The 20,239-nt window shown below is 36.4% G+C and carries 20 protein-coding genes; 6 read left to right on the top strand and 14 right to left on the bottom strand.

Translation table 11 applies throughout. From position 1 onward, the window contains the following. Positions 1 to 52: 52 nt before the first annotated feature. From ubiB to PF272_RS04110, 4 genes are read right to left on the bottom strand one after another with little or no spacing between them, the layout of a single operon-like run. Positions 53 to 1,693, bottom strand: coding sequence for a ubiquinone biosynthesis regulatory protein kinase UbiB (gene ubiB / locus PF272_RS04125; protein WP_271141722.1), 1,641 nt, complete (start codon positions 1,691 to 1,693; stop codon positions 53 to 55). Continuing rightward, positions 1,690 to 2,322 (bottom strand): ubiquinone biosynthesis accessory factor UbiJ, encoded by a 633-nt coding sequence (locus tag PF272_RS04120; RefSeq protein ID WP_065237143.1) that lies wholly within the window; start codon positions 2,320 to 2,322, stop codon positions 1,690 to 1,692. Before PF272_RS04120 ends, ubiB begins: the two co-directional genes overlap by 4 nt. Before the next feature lie 9 nt (positions 2,323 to 2,331). Further along, positions 2,332 to 3,111, bottom strand: coding sequence for a bifunctional demethylmenaquinone methyltransferase/2-methoxy-6-polyprenyl-1,4-benzoquinol methylase UbiE (ubiE, locus tag PF272_RS04115; RefSeq protein WP_065239109.1), 780 nt, complete (start codon positions 3,109 to 3,111; stop codon positions 2,332 to 2,334). Positions 3,112 to 3,120: 9 nt separating this feature from the next. Beyond that, the gene (locus tag PF272_RS04110; RefSeq protein WP_271141721.1) at positions 3,121 to 4,581 is read right to left on the bottom strand and encodes an aminoacyl-histidine dipeptidase; all 1,461 of its coding nucleotides are present in this window, start codon (positions 4,579 to 4,581) and stop codon (positions 3,121 to 3,123) included. Between the two features lie 137 nt (positions 4,582 to 4,718). Between PF272_RS04110 and gpt the strand changes: the two genes are divergently transcribed. The 5 genes from gpt (at position 4,719) to PF272_RS04085 (ending at position 9,471) form a co-directional block, all read left to right on the top strand. Then, a complete protein-coding gene (gene gpt, locus PF272_RS04105; protein WP_271141720.1) occupies positions 4,719 to 5,177 on the top strand; it encodes a xanthine phosphoribosyltransferase in 459 nt (152 codons plus the stop codon). A gap of 29 nt (positions 5,178 to 5,206) precedes the next feature. Then, positions 5,207 to 5,794, top strand: coding sequence for a D-sedoheptulose 7-phosphate isomerase (lpcA, locus tag PF272_RS04100; protein ID WP_065237140.1), 588 nt, complete (start codon positions 5,207 to 5,209; stop codon positions 5,792 to 5,794). 75 nt (positions 5,795 to 5,869) lie between these two features. Next, complete coding sequence (locus tag PF272_RS04095) at positions 5,870 to 7,414, top strand: phosphoethanolamine transferase (RefSeq protein WP_271141719.1); 1,545 nt, start codon at positions 5,870 to 5,872, stop codon at positions 7,412 to 7,414. Between the two features lie 81 nt (positions 7,415 to 7,495). Then, positions 7,496 to 8,158, top strand: coding sequence for a response regulator transcription factor (locus PF272_RS04090; protein WP_065234822.1), 663 nt, complete (start codon positions 7,496 to 7,498; stop codon positions 8,156 to 8,158). Then, positions 8,140 to 9,471 (top strand): sensor histidine kinase, encoded by a 1,332-nt coding sequence (locus tag PF272_RS04085; RefSeq protein WP_271141718.1) that lies wholly within the window; start codon positions 8,140 to 8,142, stop codon positions 9,469 to 9,471. Before PF272_RS04090 ends, PF272_RS04085 begins: the two co-directional genes overlap by 19 nt. Positions 9,472 to 9,502: 31 nt before the next feature. Here PF272_RS04085 and PF272_RS04080 read toward each other — a convergent pair whose 3' ends face one another. Continuing rightward, complete coding sequence (locus tag PF272_RS04080; RefSeq protein WP_413789420.1) at positions 9,503 to 9,877, bottom strand: winged helix-turn-helix transcriptional regulator; 375 nt, start codon at positions 9,875 to 9,877, stop codon at positions 9,503 to 9,505. A 171-nt stretch (positions 9,878 to 10,048) separates the two neighbouring features. On the opposite strand from PF272_RS04080, the gene PF272_RS04075 reads away from it, so the two are divergent. Beyond that, on the top strand, positions 10,049 to 10,711 hold the full coding sequence (locus tag PF272_RS04075; protein WP_271141717.1) for an NAD(P)H-dependent oxidoreductase: 663 nt from the start codon (positions 10,049 to 10,051) through the stop codon (positions 10,709 to 10,711). A gap of 63 nt (positions 10,712 to 10,774) precedes the next feature. Here PF272_RS04075 and PF272_RS04070 read toward each other — a convergent pair whose 3' ends face one another. From PF272_RS04070 to murG, 9 genes are all read right to left on the bottom strand, one after another. Further along, positions 10,775 to 11,863 (bottom strand): hypothetical protein, encoded by a 1,089-nt coding sequence (locus tag PF272_RS04070; RefSeq protein ID WP_271141716.1) that lies wholly within the window; start codon positions 11,861 to 11,863, stop codon positions 10,775 to 10,777. Positions 11,864 to 12,102: 239 nt separating this feature from the next. Beyond that, positions 12,103 to 12,258, bottom strand: a complete 156-nt coding sequence (locus PF272_RS04065; protein WP_271141715.1) for a hypothetical protein — start codon at positions 12,256 to 12,258, stop codon at positions 12,103 to 12,105. Positions 12,259 to 12,384: 126 nt separating this feature from the next. Then, positions 12,385 to 13,302, bottom strand: a complete 918-nt coding sequence (gene lpxC, locus PF272_RS04060; protein WP_271141714.1) for a UDP-3-O-acyl-N-acetylglucosamine deacetylase — start codon at positions 13,300 to 13,302, stop codon at positions 12,385 to 12,387. 56 nt (positions 13,303 to 13,358) lie between these two features. Continuing rightward, positions 13,359 to 14,573, bottom strand: a complete 1,215-nt coding sequence (ftsZ, locus tag PF272_RS04055) for a cell division protein FtsZ (protein ID WP_065233570.1) — start codon at positions 14,571 to 14,573, stop codon at positions 13,359 to 13,361. A gap of 73 nt (positions 14,574 to 14,646) precedes the next feature. Then, a complete protein-coding gene (gene ftsA / locus PF272_RS04050; protein WP_065233571.1) occupies positions 14,647 to 15,945 on the bottom strand; it encodes a cell division protein FtsA in 1,299 nt (432 codons plus the stop codon). 5 nt (positions 15,946 to 15,950) lie between these two features. After that, complete coding sequence (locus PF272_RS04045) at positions 15,951 to 16,802, bottom strand: cell division protein FtsQ/DivIB (RefSeq protein WP_271141713.1); 852 nt, start codon at positions 16,800 to 16,802, stop codon at positions 15,951 to 15,953. Beyond that, entirely contained in the window at positions 16,799 to 17,731 is a 933-nt protein-coding gene (locus PF272_RS04040; protein WP_065237545.1) for a D-alanine--D-alanine ligase, read from the bottom strand. The genes PF272_RS04045 and PF272_RS04040 overlap by 4 nt, the downstream gene beginning before the upstream one ends. Beyond that, positions 17,731 to 19,173, bottom strand: coding sequence for a UDP-N-acetylmuramate--L-alanine ligase (gene murC, locus PF272_RS04035; RefSeq protein ID WP_065233574.1), 1,443 nt, complete (start codon positions 19,171 to 19,173; stop codon positions 17,731 to 17,733). Before murC ends, PF272_RS04040 begins: the two co-directional genes overlap by 1 nt. Positions 19,174 to 19,182: 9 nt before the next feature. Next, positions 19,183 to 20,232, bottom strand: coding sequence for an undecaprenyldiphospho-muramoylpentapeptide beta-N-acetylglucosaminyltransferase (gene murG / locus PF272_RS04030; RefSeq protein WP_271141712.1), 1,050 nt, complete (start codon positions 20,230 to 20,232; stop codon positions 19,183 to 19,185). Between the last annotated feature and the right edge of the window lie 7 nt (positions 20,233 to 20,239).

Below are 20,239 nucleotides of genomic sequence, written 5' to 3'. Positions count from 1 at the left end.
TTCGTCAAATTATACCGCTACTCTTACCTAGAGACTAGCCATAATCATTGCATTATTTCTGTAAAACCGTTCTTACCAATAAGCCAGTTGCAATCACTAATAAACTCAGACTTAACCAACTTGGCAAAAATGGATAGCCAAACAAACCGCCAAAGAATAGCAAACTCGCCACAATAACGCCATACACACGTTGGGTATTTTTTCGTTGCTGTAACTTAAATTCTTGGCGAATCAACACCAGTTCACGTTTAATCTCTTTCTGCTCCAGCAATGCCTGATGCAATGTTTGTGGGAAAGAAGCAAAATGTTCTCGTAAATAAGGAATATGTGATTGAAAATCACGATACATTTTCTTCACACTAATTTGCTCATTCATCCAGTTTTGCAAGAACGGTTTTGCTGTTTGCCATAAATCTAATTGCGGATAAAGTTGGCGTCCCAAGCCTTCGATATACAATAAAGTTTTTTGCAATAACACTAATTGCGGTTGTACTTGCATCTGGAAACGACGTGCAGTATTAAATAAATTCAATAACACATGACCAAAAGAAATTTCGGCTAATGGTTTAGAAAAAATGGGCTCACAAACAATTCGGAAAGCCTGTTCAAACTCATCTAAATTCGTATCTTCTGGCACCCAACCTGAATCAATATGTAATTGTGCAACACGGCGATAATCTCGATTAAAAAAGGCCAGAAAGTTTTCGGCTAAATAACGTTTATCTTCACTATTTAATGTGCCGACAATACCACAATCAATACCAATATACTGTGGTGATTCAGGATGATCATAACTCACAAAAATGTTGCCTGGATGCATATCTGCATGGAAAAAACTATCACGAAAAACTTGGGTAAAAAAGACTTGTACTCCACGCTCCGCTAATAGTTTCATATCTGTTCCATTGGCTTCTAATGCAGCAATATCAGAAATAGGAATACCATAGATCCGTTCCATTACAATCATATTTTTATGACAAAAATCAGGATACATCTCTGGTACATAAAGCATTGGACTATCTAAAAAGTTTTGTCGTAATTGAATTGCATTTAACATCTCTTGGCGTAAATCTAATTCCGCCAACAAGGTTTTCTCATACTCTTGCACGACCTCTACTGGACGTAATCGATATCCTTCTTTGGTTAAACGAGGAATCCATTTTGCAATCCGATACATTAATCCAATATCTAAGGCAATCACGGGCTGAATATCTGGGCGAATAACCTTAAATACCACCTCTTTTCCTGCCAAAGCTTGTTTCGCATTAAATCGCCCTGTATGCACTTGTGCAATTGAAGCGGAAGCTAATGCCTTCTCATCAAAGTCATCAAACCACTGTTCAATTTTACCGCCTAATGCCTTTTCAATTTCTGCTCTAGCTAAATCACCTGAAAAAGGTTCTACTTTATCTTGTAATAAAGCCAATTCATCCGCAATTTCTGGTGGAAACAGATCCCGACGCGTCGAAAGCATCTGACCAAATTTAATCCATACTGGTCCTAAGGTCTGGAACGCTAACCGTAACCGTAAACCTAAAGATTTATCAGTATGTTCATTTTTGATCCAAAAAAATAGTTTACTTACACAACGGATTGGACGGGTTAATGAAATTTCAGGTAATGCTTCATCTAATCCATATTGCAACATGACCCGAATAATTTGATAGAAACGAAAATACTGTTTTAATTTCATACTGTTCCTGTCAAGCGATTAATTTTAGCTTCAAGACGTTGTAGATCCTGTTCTAAACTGGCGACTTGATCATAAAAATGAACTAAGGCGAGTGTTGGTGCAATAAGTTGCCACTCTTCTGTTAAACGTTCTCCCCAATGACGTTCACTAGTTTGTAACTGTTTTGTCAGCTGTTGTTGTAATTGTTGTACACCTCGGGTCAACATATGTGCAGCCACATCACCTAGGTAAGGTGACAACAATTCCGCGGGATCTTTTTCTAATTGTTCAAATAGTGCTACTGTTTCTTGTAACACTTGTAAATCCCCTTGAAAAACAATTTGTTGACGATTGATAAAATCAGCTAATTGGCTTTTTTGCGGTCGTTGCCACAATACATTCGCATCCGCTGTTACAACACAATCTGCATCACCTTCATAATTGGCTAACACATCAATACGTTGATGAGAAAAAATCAGATACGCATGACCACCTTGTTTAAAAGAAATCGACAGCACTTTTCCATTCAATTTACGTAGATGAGGTTCGATTCCCTCACTACGTTGCATTAAATAATTTAACCCTTGCTCAAATAAGCCATTCGCAAATTGTGGCAACATAAGTTGTTGTTTAATTGATGAGAGTGTCATAGGCTGCCTTTAAAACTTATAACCACGATGTAACGCTACAATCCCTGCGGTTAAATTGTAATATTGTGTTTGTTCAAATCCAGCATCAATCATCATCTGTTCTAATACAGATTGTTCAGGGTGCATCCGAATAGACTCTGCCAAATAACGATAACTGTCTGCATCATTCACTACGACTTCGCCCACTTTTGGCAAAATATTGAATGAATAAAAGTTATACACCTTACTCAATGGCTCTAAAATTGGTTTAGAAAATTCTAATACTAATAAACGACCACCCGGTTTTAACACACGATACATCGAGCGTAAGGCCTTATCTTTATCCGTTACATTACGCAACCCAAAACTAATTACAATGCAATCGAATGTATTATCTGCAAACGGCAACATTTCTGCATTTGCTTGCACATACTCTACATTCCCCACTACGCCTAAATTACGTAATTTTTCCCGGCCAACTTGTAACATAGAATCGTTAATATCGGCCAAAATGACTTGACCGGTTTCCCCGACTAATCGAGAAAATTTTGCTGTAAAATCGCCTGTTCCACCAGCCAGATCCAGCACTTTTTGCCCTTTTCTTACCCCACTACAATCAATGGTAAAACGCTTCCAAACACGATGAATACCAAATGATAAAAGATCGTTCATCAAATCATATTTATCTGCCACAGAATGAAAAACATTAGCAACAAGTTTTTGCTTTTCTGATTTTGCCACTGTTTTAAAACCGAAATGGGTAACATCTTCTCCCATTTCAGTTTGTTGATTTTGATTAAGTTGTTCCATTGACGATCCTTATTTCTTTTCTGGTATCGTTGCTAACAGTTGAGTCAATAACTGCCAATAAGTTGATACTGCTGGAATATGGCAACGCTCATCTGGCGAGTGTGCCCCTAAAATCGTTGGTCCAATCGACACCATTTCTATTTGTGGATAGACCTTATTAATCAAACCGCACTCTAAACCAGCGTGAATCACTTTAATCACACTCTCCTTACCAAGAATTTGATCATAAAGCGCTTTAGTTTGGCGTACGATTGCTGATTCTGCTTGCGGTTCCCAGCCTGGATAACGTCCAGAAAATTTCACTTCTGCTCCAGCTAAACGACAAACAGAACGAACTAAACTAACCACGCTATCTTGTCCATGTTCATTTAATGAACGTGCTAATAAGGTAAATTTAACTTCTTGTTCTCTCGTTTCTAATACACCTAAACTAATCGAACTTTCTACCACATCTGGTAACGCATCGCTATAACGAACCACACCGTTTGGTAAGCTGTTAATTAAATCTAGTAAGGCAAGTGTTTGTGTGTTTGAAAGCCCTTGTGTCGCTTTAGCATCAGAAATATCAAATTGCAATTTGGTTTCTGCTTGTGATAAAGCAGACTGCAATCCAGCTACTAATTGTTGTAAGGTTTGTTTACACAATGCTACCGCACTCGTTGGCACAATAATTGTCGCAAAGGCTTCTCGTGGAATTGCATTACGAACTGAACCACCTGAGATGTCAGCTAAGCGGAAATCTACCTGTTGTGCGGCAAGCTGTTCTAATAGTCTTGCTAATAATTTAATTGCATTACCACGATTAAGATGAATTTCTGCGCCTGAATGACCGCCTTTTAAGCCAGTTAATGCTAAATGTAAGGCTTGTTCAGTTTCGCCAACAGATTGCCATTGCACAGGATAACGAATATCAACATCCTCACCACCTGCACAACCAATATAAATTTCACCCTCATCTTCAGTATCGGTATTAATCATCACGCTACTTTGTAACCAATTTGGTTGCAACCCTAATGCGCCTACCATCCCGGTTTCTTCTGTTGCTGTAAGTAATACTTCTAGTGCTGGATGGGCAAGATCTTCACTCTCTAATACCGCTAAACAAGATGCCATTCCAATCCCATTATCAGCCCCTAGCGTTGTTCCTTTTGCTTTTACCCAATCACCATCAACATAAGGAATAATTGGATCAGTAAGGAAATTATGCGGTGTATTTTTATTCGCCTGTGGCACCATATCTAAATGTGCTTGTAATGCGACTGGCTGACGATTTTCCATACCTGGTGTTGCAGGTTTACGAATTAAGATATTGCCAGATTGATCTTGTTCTACCCAGAGTTGTTTTTGTTTTGCCCAATTTATGATGAAATCTGCGAGTGCTTGTTCATGGTGAGATGGATGTGGAATTGAACAGATGGTTGCAAACCATTTCCAGATAAGTTTTGGTGATAATTCAGTAATTGACGACATAAAACTCCCTCGAATATCGTAATTTTTATCCAAAATAAAAAGAAATTGCGTTAAATGATAGCACGAAAAACAATTTCAGGTTATCCTTATGCAATTTTATTTATCACTTCAAATCAAAAACATAAGGTATAGTTATTATGAGCGAAAAATACGTTGTTACTTGGGATATGTTTCATATGCACGCACGCAAACTTTCTGAACGTTTGCTTCCGGCATCTCAATGGAAAGGTATTATTGCTGTAAGTCGTGGCGGTTTATTCCCTGCTGCTGTTATTGCACGTGAATTAGGTATTCGTTTAGTCGAAACTGTATGTATTGCAAGCTATGATCATGATCAACAAGGCACATTAAAAGTATTACACCGTGCAGAAGGTGATGGCGAAGGTTTTATTGTAGTAGATGATTTAGTTGATACTGGTAATACTGCACGTGCAATTCGTGAAATGTATCCAAAAGCAAAATTTGTTACTGTGTTTGCTAAACCAACTGGTGCACCATTAGTTGATAATTATATTGTTGATATTCCCCAAAATACTTGGATCGAACAACCTTGGGATATGGGTATTACCTTTGTTCCACCTCTCTCTCGTAAATAATTTTAAGCAAAAGATATTTGGAGTTGCTTATGTATTTAGCACAAATTAAAGCAGAACTTACTCAAGCTGCTGATGTATTAGATAAATTTTTATCTGATGATAGAAATATTCAACTCATCCAAGATGCCGCATTATTAATTGCCAATAGCTTTAAGCAAGGCGGGAAAGTGTTAAGCTGTGGTAATGGTGGTTCACACTGTGATGCTATGCACTTTGCTGAAGAATTGACGGGACGTTATCGTGAAAATCGCCCAGGTTATCCTGCCATTGCAATTTCTGATGTTAGCCATTTAAGCTGTGTAAGTAATGACTTTGGTTATGATTATGTCTTTTCACGTTATGTAGAAGCGGTGGGACAGCAAGGCGATGTGTTATTTGGTTTATCCACTTCTGGTAACTCTAAAAATGTATTAAATGCTATTGAAGCAGCCAAAGCCAAAGGTATGAAGGTTATTGCTTTAACTGGTAAAGATGGCGGTAAAATGGCAGGCTTAGCTGATGTTGAAATTCGTGTTCCTCATTTTGGCTATGCTGATCGCATTCAAGAAATTCACATTAAGGTGATTCATATCTTAATGATGTTAATTGAGTTTGAAATGGCGAAAGATAACGCCTAATTAATTTATCTGTATCTAGGGGAGAAGTTCTCCCCTAATTTTTTGTCTATTGATTGTTTGAGTTGGCACACCATAATGAAAGTCTTTTCCTCTTTATTGCAACGTATTACGTTAAGACAGTTCTTTATCATTATTATTGCCCTGGTTGCTCTCTATTTTGCTTCACTCTTTATGCTGATGGGCAGCGGTAAGCAAGTAGAATTACAAGATGTTTTATTACTCGCAGCATTGATCTTAATTTTTAATGCTTCACGGATTGCTTTTTATATCATTGTTATTCCTATTGCTTTAGCCTATACCCTTTATGCTCCCGTTGGTTTAATGTTTGGCGAACCAAATTATCAATATCTTGCTTCTGTATTAGCGACCAATATCGCTGAAGGGGCTGAATTTTTACAACAAATTCCGCTTAAATATTATGCGATGGCGATTGCCATTATTCCGCTATTGCTCTTTTTTCGTTATCTCACACAACGTTTCCAACTTAAATTTTATCGCAATAAAACTTTACTCTGTCTAATCCTTTTCTTTGCATTGGTAAATCAAACGCCATTTGCCTTTTTCCATACTTTTTTTACTGCTGCGGGGCAAGTGAAGGACGAATTGTTCAAACTCAATCAATTACAGTTAGAAAGCGAATGGGGACCAGCAAAATTCTCAGGTAAATATAAAAATTACGTCTTAATTATTGGAGAAAGTGTCAGACGAGATTACTTACATGCTTATGGCTATCCGATTGAAAATACCCCATTTATAGAAAAAACAAATGGTGTATTAGTAGAAGGGTTGGAATCTGCTGGCAGCAATACCATTGCCTCACTACGTTTGATGCTGACAAAACCAGATACTAAACGTTGGGCACCGAATTATTCGCTCACCTTAATCGATTTGATTAAAGCTTCTGGCGTCAAAACTTATTGGATTTCAAATCAAGGATTCTTAGGTGAATTTGATACGCCAATCACCGCCATTGCTAATTTGAATGATGAAAGATATTTTATTGCTAATAATGACTCTATTCGTAATGATTCTAGCGATTTCGAATTATTAGCACCTTTTAAACAGGTCTTACAACAAAAAACCGATCAAGCCAAATTTATTGTTTTACATCTTTATGGTTCTCACCCTAAAGCGTGTGATCGAATTAAAGATTATAAAAATATTGCACCAGTGAAAAATAAAAAATATCAATATTTAAGCTGTTATGTTTCTTCAATTAAGAAAACAGATGATCTTTTGGCTCAAGTTTATCAAGCTTTACAACATCAATATCAAACTGAACAGCAACCATTCACAATGATCTATTTTGCTGATCATGGCTTAGCTCATAAAACCATTGATGGAGAAATTCTGTTCTTTAATAATGCAGGAAGCCCATTACACCATGATGTTCCGCTATTTATGACCTCATCCGATAGCCAACAACATACTAAATGTAAGAGCTTTAAATCAGGATTAAACTTTACGGAATCTATTGCGAATTGGATGCAAATTACTAATGAAAAAGTTTCACCACAATTTGATTTATTTAATTGCAAAGATGATCCAGATGACTACGGCTTAGATGGCCGTTTACCAAAAACAAAACGTGATCCTGCAATTGATATTCGTGGAAAATAATCTTTGCTTTGCAGTAAATTTCGATGTATCAATTTACTGCGAATAACTAAATAATCTACTCATTGTTTAGAGGATAATACAATGCGAATTCTATTAGTTGAAGATGACCCGATGATTGCCAACGCTTTATCAGAAAGTTTAAAAGATGCCAGTTATGCAGTCGATTGGGTAGAAAATGGTGAATTAGCATTAGCTGCTGTCAAGGCACAACCTTATGATCTCGTATTGTTGGATTTAGGTTTACCTAAAAAAGATGGATTAGTTGTCTTAGCTCAATTACGCCAACAGCAATACCGTTTTCCAATAATTATTCTCACTGCAAGGGATGATCTCCCTAGTCGATTGCAAGGATTAGATGGTGGAGCGGATGATTATATTATCAAACCATTTGATATGGCGGAATTACTCGCTCGTATCCGTGTAGCACTACGTAAACAAAGCGAACATCTTACTTCAGAACTTTGTTACGGCACATTAAAACTTAATCTAAAAACCTATCAAGTGCAGCAATTAACGACAAATGACACTCACCAATTAACCAACAAAGAGTTCGCGATTCTACAAGTCTTATTACAACATCCAGGTGTTATTTATTCTCGTAGTGACTTAGAAGATAAAATTTATGGGTGGGGTGAAGAGGTAGAGAGTAATGCTGTTGATTTTTTAATTCATTCATTAAGAAAAAAACTCGGTAAAGAAGCAATTAAAAATATTCGAGGTGTCGGTTGGACTATTCCAAAATAACCAATCTCTTACGTAAATGGCGTTCGTCAATTCAAGCGAAGCTAACCTTTACGCTGGTCATTGTTACCTTATTAACTGCGGGGATTACAGGCATTACTACCGCATATAATGCTTTTTATGCTGCCTATCAATTACAAGATGATTGGCTGATTCAAACAGCCCGTTTTGTTTCTTTGCGTAGTGCATTAGCTGAAGAAATGCCATTAAATGATGATGACAACCAAATCTATGTACAAACTTCATTAACACCACCTCGTGATAAGTATTTTATTCCATTCTTAAATCAAATGTATGAAGGTTTCTATACCATCAAAATTAACAAAAAAGAATTCCGTGTTTATGTAAGACAAATTAAGACCTTACGTATTGCAGTGATGCAAGAAACTGAATTTAGAACTAAAAAAGCGATTGAATCCACGTGGGAAACCATATTGCCATTTTTAATTTTTATTCCTTTAGTGATCTTATTGGGGATTTTAGTTATTAACTTTACTTTTATTCCTTTACGCCGTTTATCTACATTAATCAAACAGCGTAATGAAAGTGATCTCAGTGTCATTCCATTAGCTAACACCCCTTATGAAGTGCATAGTTTTATTAATGCTATCAATCACCTACTGAAAAAAGTAGATAAATCAGTGAAAGAACAACAGCAATTTATTGCCAATGCAGCCCATGAATTACGTTCTCCAATGACAGTACTTTCTTTGCAAGCAGAACGTCTTACCACCCATACCGTTCCAACAGAAACTAAACAACAAATTGAACAGCTCGTCACTGCCATTCAACGTAATCGCCATCTATTGGATCAATTACTCTCTTTTGCTCGTAGCCAAGCACAACAATCGCCTTCAGATATCGGATTAATCTCAATCAAAAACACATTTAAACAGGTGATCGAAACGTTATTGCCTCTCGCTGAACAAAAAGAAATTGATATTGGGGTAATTACAGAACAAGACTATATGCTCAAAATTAGTGAAACTGATTTATTTACGATTATAAAAATTCTCGTTGAAAATGCGATTTTATATTCACCAGTTGGTAGTCTTGTTGATCTCGCAGTAACAAAAACTGATCAAAAAATTATAATTAGTGTTGAAGATAATGGCTTGGGTATGCCTGCTGAAGAATACGATAAAGTGCTAAAACCTTTTTATCGCATACTAGGTACCCAACAGCAGGGAACTGGCTTAGGATTAGCGATTGCTAATACTTTAGTTCAACATTATCAAGGGACTATCCAATTAAAACCAGCGTTGCAATATGAACATGGCTTGAGAATTGAAATTACATTTCTTGAGAAAAAATAGGGAATTTAAACAAAATTCCCCTTACTTATAATTATTCCGTTACATTCTGATTATTAATCTTTTGCTTATATTCCACACCCCAATCAAATAACGCTTGAATAATTGGCTCCATAGATGCACCTAATGGTGTCAGGGTATATTCTACACGTGGCGGTACTTCTGCATACACTGTCCGTTTCACTAAGCCATCATTTTCTAAACTGCGTAACTGTAAAGTGAGAGTACGTTGCGTAATATTTCGACACAGTTTTTGTAATTCATTAAATCGTTTAGTCCCACCTAATAGCCGATATAAAATTACTCCTTTCCATTTTCCACCAATAATGTCTAATGCAATTTCAATCGGACAAGGTTGATCCGAACAATTAGGGGTCATAGTATGTACATTTATTTCTTCTGATTGCATAGTGTGTACTCCAAATTTTTTATTCATCATTAATGGCAAAACCAATAGTATAAAAATGATATTTAAGTAAAATTAAGTATATTATATATCACTTCTGTGCGTACTTTCCATTATTGCTGTATGGTGATATAGTGCCCGCCTAATTTGTTAAACACAAAAGGTGATAATAAAATGAATAATGTAGATGTACTTAAACCTTTCCAATTTCGTTATGCTTGTAAAAAATTTAATCCTAACAAAATTATTAGTGAACAAGATTTCCAAACACTTTTAGAAGTAGCTCGCCTTTCTCCAAGTTCTTTTGGATTTGAGCCTTGGAAATTCCTCGTCATTGAAAAACAAACTATTAAAGATAAACTTGCTCCCGTAGCATGGGGTGCCAAAAGAAGCCTTGAGGGAGCAAGTCACTTTGTCATTATCTTAGCGCGTAAACAAGATGACGTTCGTTATGGTTCAGCTTATTTAGAGCATATCATGACCGATATTCAGCATAAACCACGTGAAATTATTGAAAGAATGAGCAGTTTATTCAAAGAGTGGCAAACCAAAGACTTTACTATCGCAGACAGCGATACCAGTTTATTTGACTGGGCAAGCAAACAAACATATATCGCTATGGCAAATATGATGACTGCGGCAGCTATGATGGGAATTGATTCTTGTCCAATCGAAGGATTTAATCGTGAAGCAGTTGAAAATATTTTAATTGAAGAAGGTGTTTTAGATCCACAACACTTTGGTGTATCTGTGATGGTTGGCTTTGGTTATCGTGATGAAGAACAACCGGCTAAAACTCGTCAAGCACTCCAAGATATTGTTCAATGGGTTAAATAATCAATCAATAAGGCTAGGGTGGTTAAACTGCCCTAACCTTTATACCTTTAAAATATTGCTAAATTATAGTTTTAGTTTTTTCAATAATCCTGCATAAAAGTAATTAGTGATAATACTCACTAGATACCAAATTACTCTTTTTACTATTGATAAATGTTTTGTATAAACAAAAACATATTCTAATTCTGCTGTTGCTCCACGTCTTACTTTAAATTGCCCAGCACCAGAACTTAAATTAAGTTGTAACTTATTATCTCTAGCATATTCCATCGCATAAGCAATCACCCTACGATATAACGCCTCTTTTTTAGAATAACTAAAATCATAACCAACAATAGGAGCGGTCACTATATTATCTTCTCCAATCAAGCCGACCACACCAACATATTTATTATATTTATGATCATAAAGCATTCTTAAATGTAGAATCTCTTTTTTTACTAATTCTTGTAAATATAATGGAGTAAATTGTACATTATGTTGAGAATATTTATCTAGATAAAGTTGATTATAAAGTGCTACTGCTCTTTCAAATAAAGCAAAATTCTCTATATCTACTTCTATAAATTCATAACGTTTATCATCCCTTAATTTTTTATCTCTTCGATAATTAATATGTTTATCACATTCAGAATAATCATTAAATAAGTAAACTTGCCTAAATGTAATAGGTAACCAATTATCTTTTAACAAATTACAATACAAACGATGATTTTGGATATTATTCACACTACGCAATAGCAGTGTATGAGCTGGATAGTCATTGATTGCCATTTCTCTCAATTTTTGCAAATCAATACTATTAAATGATTCAGGATAAAAATTTGTTGATAACATATAATTATTCAACATTTGTATTTTATCTATATTGATAACTTTTAAAATAAAGCTAAACAGTTTAATAAGAATTTTTGAAATTATTTTCTGATATTTTATCGTTATTTTACTTAACTCATCTTCTGCATAGGCAACGGTTGCATTATATATCGAAACAACATAACAGTTAGGCTTAATATCATCAACTACGGTAGTAATAATTTCAACTTCATTCAGTTTATATTTAATAACTTTAGTATCTAAATTAGCAATCATCTCTTTTGAATGATATTGCTTAAATATATCAAAAAGTTTTGCTAATATATTCTTAAACATTAATTGTATTTCCCATCATATTCAATATCAAAAGCCCTAAGGACACTAAGACAGGTCATATTAATATAAAACCCAGCTATAGGTTTGCTAGGATTTAATAAACGGTGAGTTGAAGCAGAGTTAAAGGGAATAGCTTGTTGATCAATCGCACTAGCATTAATAATACATATATCATCAACTTGGAGATTAGCTTCTGCTAATACTTCTCTAATCGCTTGATCCAGTAAAGCCTCTGCTGTCTACTCTTCCGCTAAAAAGCACCTTTTTGCTAATCCTGTTACTTTTTCTGTTACCCCTAACGAAAGATGATTACGCTTATCTATATCCGTTGATAACACAACTTTTGTCGGTAACGCCTTACCAATTCCAAGAATATTGATACCTTGCTTCACCATTTTATTTCCTTCCTATTTACTATCTAATCTGTTTAGAAAATATAGCATTGAAAATAAAAAACGCACTTAACTTGTTAGTTTAGTGCGTTTCTCATTAAGGTTATAAGAGAGTTTGTTTATAAATAATTAAATTAATACTTGATTAGGTGCCAAGTAACCTTGTGTTGCTTGTTCTTTTTCATCGAAAGATACAAGTTCCCAAGCTTCTTGATCTGCTAATACAGCACGGATTAATTTATTATTTAAATCGTGTCCTGATTTATATGCAGTAAATTCACCAATAATGTTATGGCCTGCCATATAAAGGTCACCAATCGCATCAAGCAATTTATGACGAACTAATTCGTCTTTAAAACGTAAACCTTCTTCATTCAAAATGCGATAGTCATCTAACACGATAGCATTATCTAAACTACCACCTAATGCAAGACCATGAGATTGTAAATATTCAATATCACGCATAAAACCGAATGTTCTTGCACGGCTAATTTGTTGAATAAAGGCTTTGGTTGAAAAATCTAATTGATAATATGCCACATCATTGCTAATCGCAGGATGTTTAAAATTAATCGTAAAATCTAATTTAAAGCCATTATATGGTTTAAACTCTGCCCATTTATCACCATCTTCAACACGAATTGCTTTTCTAATACGAATAAATTTTTTCGCTGCCTCTTGCTCTTCAATGCCTGCATCTAACAATAAGTAAACAAAAGGACTTGCACTTCCATCCATAATTGGAATTTCTGGTGCATCCACTTCAATGATAATGTTATCAATACCTAAACCAGCTAATGCCGAATTAAGATGCTCAACAGTAGAAATACGCACGCCGTCATCATTGATCATGCAAGTACAAAGTGTTGTATCACGGATCAAATGAGGATCAGCTGCAAAAGAAACGACTTCTGGCAAATCAGTACGACAATAAATTACGCCTGTATTTACAGGTGCAGGGCGTAAAGTTAATGTCACTTTTTTACCACTGTGAAGTCCGATTCCTGTTACTTTTACACTTTGTTTTAGCGTTCTTTGTTTAATCATAATTACTCCAGTTATCAATGATTTATAGTTCATTGAAACTTTTCATTTTTACAAAATTAATTTGCGTTCTCACGCAAGAATGTTGGCAAATCAAATAATTTTGCCTCTTCTAATGCAGTTTTCTTCACTGCATTACCATTATTTGCAGTTCCTACTGAACCTTCAGTTGCTCTAAATTGTTCAGCACGAGTTGTTTCACCTAATGGTGGTAATTTATAGCCGCCAAAATTACCTTTTGCATCTTGTGCTTGTGTATTATTTGCCACGATCTCAATACGTGGTTCACCATTTACATTGCGACCACCAATACCAGTCGCCACAATTGTCACACGTAATTCATCTTCTGGTAATTCTGGATTCACACTGGTACCAATCACTACAGTCGCATCTTCTGCAGCAAATGCATGGATAGTTTCACCTACCGCTTCAAATTCGCCCATCGCAAAATTAAAACCGCTAGTAGTAATATTTACCAATACACCTTTAGCGCCAGAAATATCAATATCTTCTAATAATGGGCTAGCAATCGCTTCTTGAGCAGCTTTCTCTGCACGGCCATCACCAACTTCGCCAGAAGCAATTCCTGTTCCCATCATTGCATATCCCATTTCAGACATCACAGTTTTTACGTCAGCAAAGTCAACGTTAATTAACCCTGGTGAAGTAATGATATCTGAAATACCACGTACTGCATTACGTAATACGTCGTTCGCAGCCGCTAATGCGTCAAGGAAAGAGATATTCTTACCTAAAACTTTTAATAATTTATCATTTGGAATTGTAATTAGAGAGTCAACGTATTTAGCCAATTCTTGGATGCCCGCTTCAGCAAATTGCATCCGTTTTTTTCCTTCAAATTTGAAAGGTTTTGTTACTACAGCAACTGTCAAAATACCTAATTCTTTTGCCACTTCAGCAATAATTGGCGCCGCACCAGTCCCTGTACCACCGCCCATTCCTGCAGCGATAAATACCATATCAGCACCTTCCAACATATTGCGTAATGCTTCACGATCTTCTTCGGCTGCTTGGCGGCCAACTTCTGGTTTTGCACCAGCTCCAAGTCCTTTAGTAATTTCAGCACCAATTTGGATAGTTTGTTGAGCTAAACTTTTACGTAACGCTTGGGCATCAGTATTCACTGAAAAAAACTCAACTCCTTTGAATTCATCCTGTACCATATGGTTCAATGCGTTACCACCACCGCCACCAACACCGATGACTTTGATGACTGCATCCTGGACTATTTCATCAATAGGCTCAAATAACATATTTGCTCTCTCTTATATAACCATTAAAAAACATTATGACATTCTGTTTATTGTATGCCAAAAATAGAGAATATCAAAATTCAGACTTCACTTTATCAATAAATTTTTTAAATAAATTACCGATTTTGTTTGTTTTTGACACTTCTCCGGTTATTCCTTTGATTTGTGGCTGTACTCCAGAACCTTGATAATAAGTATATTGTAATAAACCTAACACAGTTGCATATTGTGGTTTATCAACATAATCTGTTAATCCTGTGATATTCAATGGCGTACCAATTTTTACCTGGACTTGTTGACCAAAGACTTCTGTTGCACAATCCAACATACCATCAATTAATGCACCACCACCAGTCAAAACAATGCCTGCAATTAACTCAGATGACACATTGTTCTCCTTAAGGTGTCTTTTTAATTGGTGTAACTCTTTATCCACTAGGGTTAATAGCTCTTTATAACGCGCTGAAGTAATAATAGACAAAGACTCTTTAGTTAATACTCTTGATGGACGGCCACCGATCCCTGGTACTTCAATAATTTTTTCAGAAGCATTGCGTTTTTCTGGCGTTGATAACAACACCGCACTGCCGTAATTTACTTTAATATTTTCTGCATTGGTTCTGGAAGTAAAAATACCTTGCGCAACATCATCAGTCACACGATTTCCAGCATATGGAATCACTTTACTATAACGTAATGCACCATCAGTGAAGACTAAAATATCCATTGTGCCTGCTCCAATATCAATTAAGCATACACCAAGTTCTTTTTCTTCTTCACTTAATACTGAATAACTTGACGCCAGACCAGAAAATACAATTTCATCCACTTTTAAGCCACTACGCTCAACTGCTTTCCGTAAATTTACCAACCAATCTTGATGGCAAGCAATTAGATGAGCTTGGGCAGTAAGACGTACACCCTGTAAGCCTAGTGGATTTTTAATATTTGTTTGTTGATCAACTGAATACTCTTGTGGAATAACATGTAATACTGTTAAGCCATCACCTACTTTTACTGAGCTTGCAATATGCATTGCTTCATCAATATCTGCTTGAGTGACCTCACCTGATAACGCAACAAAACCACTTTCATTCAGACTTTGAATATGCTCACCAGTAATCGCTAAAGTAACACGCGCAATCAATTTTAGATCTGCTACTGATTCTGCTGCTTCAATTGCTCGTCGAATTGAATTCACCACGGCTTCTAAATCAGTAATACTACCTTTATCAATTCCTTTTGATGGGCAGCTACCAACACCAATCACATTCACCACACCATCAGGCAATAATTCCCCAACAACGGCGATAACTTTTGAAGTGCCTATTTCCAGGCCGACAATTATTTGTGGTTCATCAATCTTAGCCATAATTATTATTCACTTAATGTATTTTGTTGTTTTTCTGTATTTTGCGGTGCGTCAGCAAAACTAACCGCTGCTCCAGTATTATATCGCAAATCAATATATGCAATTTTTTTATTTTCAGGAATTTCAATTTGTGGATAAATCGTTAAAAAGCGATCAATTTTATCTTTCCACTCACCTCGTCCAAGCTTCAATATAATATCATTAGATAAGGTTACGTTCCACGAGCCCCTATCATCAATTGAAACAAATTTTAACCCCATATTTTTAGGTTTTAAAATTTTACTTAATTCATACCAAGCTTTTAGCGTAGTTACCCCTTGAAAATCAGGGCCAGATAAATGAGGTAAATTATCATCATTAATTTTACCTTTAGGTAAGGTAAAGATAACTCCATCTGAGGTTAGATAATTTACCTCATTCCATTTTGCTGCCGGAATATATTCCGTTACGCTAATATTTAACTGAGCAGGCCAAATTTTTCTAATAGAAATTGTTTTAATCCAAGATAAAGATTCAAACATTTTTTCAATAGATTCAACATCCTGCCCAAAATAACCTCTTAGCCCTTGATGACTATCCGCATATTTCTTTAGCATTTCTCTAACATCATCATTAGTGGTAAACAAAGGTTTACCTTTTAAGTTAAATGAATGAATCGGAGAAGGATCCATTTTCTCAAATAGATCCATACGGTGCGAATAGCCGTAATAAAGAATTCCAGCTACCACAGCAAACAAAACTAATTTCAGCCAAGTTTTTAAACTGATAACTGGCTCACTTTTTTCTGGTTTGCTGTAATATGCGACAGAGGCTCTATGATGGCGAGTTTGTGACACAAATTTTGAACGATTTCTCATTCAGCACTTAACTCCAAAATTTTAACCACTAATTGAGAAAAACTATACCCCACGACTTTCGCTGCCATTGGAAATAAGCTATGGCTTGTCATACCAGGATTAGTATTTACTTCAACCAATCTAAATTGGTCTTTAGCATCGGTCATCACATCAATGCGACTCCAACCTCGACATCCAACAATATCATAAGCTTGTTTTACTAATTGGCGTAATTCAGCTTCACGTTGCTCACTTAAACCAGATGGGCAAAAATATTGCGTATTATCAGAAATATATTTTGCTTCATAATCATAAAACTCACCCGCTGGTTTAATTAAAATAGAAGGTAATACTTCCCCATCAAGGACAGGAACAGAAAATTCTTGTCCCGCTAACCACTCCTCAATTAACACCGTATCATCATGAGTAAGCGCTAAATCAACTGCGGCAGCAAGATCTTCTACTTTTTTTACTTTAGTTAAACCAACACTTGACCCCTCTAAAGAGGGTTTTACCATCAATGGCAAGCCCAATTTGTTAACAATCGCTTGCGCATCTAAAGTAGCACGCGTTTCACGAGTGATAACTTCCATTTCAGCGACAGGTAATCCTACGGCTTTCCATAATAATTTGGTACGCATTTTATCCATGGTTAATGCGGATGCCATCACACCGCACCCGGTATAAGGAATACCTAATTGTTCTAATAATCCTTGTAGTGAACCATCTTCACCACCACGGCCATGTAAAATATTAAACACACGTTGGAAGCCTTGTTTTTTTAACTCTTCAACTGGAAAAGTTTGTGGATCTACAGGATGTGCATCAAACCCTTCTGAACGTAATGCCTCTAATACCGCCGCACCAGAAACTAATGACACTTCTCGTTCTGCAGAGTTTCCACCTAATAATACGGCAATTTTTTCTTGTTTTAATTGTTGAATATCCATTATTTACTCCATAACTCTACGAGATGACGAGATAATTTACTTACACTTCCCGCACCTTGCGCCAAAATTAAATCACCATCTTGCAACACTTGATCCATAATCTCTGGCAACTGTGCTGGATCAGCTAAAAAAATTGGGTCAATTTTACCTAAATTACGAATTGAACGGCATAAAGAACGACTATCAGCGCCTGTAATTGGTGCTTCTCCCGCTGGATAAACGTCTAACATAATCAATACATCAACTTGTGATAGCACTTGCACAAAATCATCAAAGAGATCTCGAGTTCGGCTATAACGGTGCGGTTGGAAAATCATCACAATACGTTTATTTTCCCATCCTTGACGTGCTGCCTGAATAGTAACATTAACTTCAGTTGGATGATGACCATAGTCATCTATTAACATTACTTTTCCATTTGGACGAATAAATGAACCTAATTGATCAAAACGACGACCAGCACCTTGGAAATCAGCCAGTGCCCCTAAAATCGCTTCATTATCAATACCCTCTTCTTTAGCAACAACTAACGCTGCCGTAGCATTAAGCGCATTATGACGACCTGGCACATTTAATAAAACTTCTATTTTTTCACCACTCGGACAAATTACCGTATAGTGTCCTTGGAAACCTGTCTGGCTATAATTTTCAATACGATAATCAGCTGTTTCACTAAATCCGTATGTAATCACTTGGCGTCCCACTTTTGCGGTTAAGGTCTGTAACACAGGATCATCCGCACATAACACAGCCAAACCATAAAACGGCAAATTATGTAAGAAATTCACATAAGTTTGTTTCATTTCTTCAAAATCACCGTGGTAAGTATCCATATGATCTGGTTCAATATTAGTGACTACTGAAACCATTGGTTGTAAATGCAAAAATGACGCATCACTTTCATCTGCTTCAGCAATTAAATAACGACTTAATCCCAGATGAGCATTCGTACCAGCTGATTTCACTAACCCACCATTAACAAACGTCGGATCTAATTTCGCTTGCGCATAAATCATCGCAATCATCGCGGTCGTTGTTGTTTTTCCGTGTGTTCCTGCAACGGCAATACCATGGCGAAAACGCATAATTTCTGCCAGCATTTGTGCGCGTTGGATTACAGGAATGCGCGCTTCACGTGCAGCCACCACTTCTGGATTATCAGGTTTAATTGCACTTGAAACTACGACCACACTTGCTCCTGCGATATTGGTTGCTGCATGTTGTAAAAAGATTTTTGCACCTAAGCTAGCTAAGCGTAATGTCACTGCATTTTCTTGAATATCTGATCCAGTAATATGGTAGCCTTCATTTAATAACACTTCTGCAATACCACCCATACCTGCACCACCAATACCAACAAAATGAATTTGTTTTACTCGGCGCATTTCTGGCACAACCATACGTACTTGATGTTGAAAACTTTGTTTAATTTTATCGTCCATGTTGTTCTCTTATTGTGTAACTGAAATAATCGTTGCCGCAACTTGTTGTGCAGCTTGAGGAGTTGCTTTTGTTTGTGCTTTTTCTGCCATAGCTAATAACGTTTGGCGCTCCCATTGCTGTAAAAAAACAACAACTTTATCAGCGGTTAAATCGACTTGCTCTATAATTTCTGCTGCACCCTCATCAGCTAAATAGCGTGCATTTAAATATTGTTGTCTATCTTTATGTTGGAATGGTACAAAAATTGCTGGCACACCGGCTGCAGCAATTTCACAAACTGTTAAAGCACCAGAACGACAAATCACTACATCTGCCCAAGCATAAGCCTCTGCCATATCATCAATAAAATCTGTTACGGTCACTTCAGCATTGCTTGGATATAAAGCGCGAATTTTCTCACTACCACCTTGCCCTACTTGATGGCGAATTGTAATGCGATCACCTACTTTCTTAGCAACTTCAGGCATTAATAAATTGAGAACTCTTGCACCTTGGCTTCCCCCTACCACTAATACACGCAATTTGCCTTCACGTTGTAAAAAACGCTGTTGTGGTGAGGGTAATTGAAACATATCTGCTCTAACTGGATTACCAACAACTTCTGCATCAGCAAACGCAGTAGGGAACGCTTGTAAAACACGTGTAGCAATTTTTGCTAGCCATTTATTAGTTAAGCCCGCTACTGCATTTTGTTCATGTAGAATGACTGGCACACCACATAACTTAGCAGCAACTCCACCTGGTCCCGATACATATCCTCCCATACCTAACACAGCATCAGGTTGATATTTTTTAATAATTTTCTTCGCTTGTAAGATTGCTTTAACAATTTTAAACGGGGCTTGTATCAGGGCTTTAATTCCTTTACCCCGTAATCCTGAAATTTCTATAAAATGGATTGGAATACCATGTTTAGGTACCAGATCGGCTTCCATCCGATCCTTAGTACCTAACCATTCAACTTGCCAGCCTTGAGCCTGTAATACTCTTGCTACTGCAATTGCTGGGAAAACATGACCGCCAGTGCCGCCTGCCATAACTAATAAACGTTTTGCCATAAATAAC

The organism is Gallibacterium faecale, assembly GCF_027920745.1.
In the GTDB taxonomy this organism is placed as follows: Bacteria; Pseudomonadota; Gammaproteobacteria; order Enterobacterales; family Pasteurellaceae; genus Gallibacterium; species Gallibacterium faecale.
The sequence above is the reverse complement of the archived record's forward strand: the minus strand, read 5'-3'. Positions and strand labels throughout refer to the sequence as shown.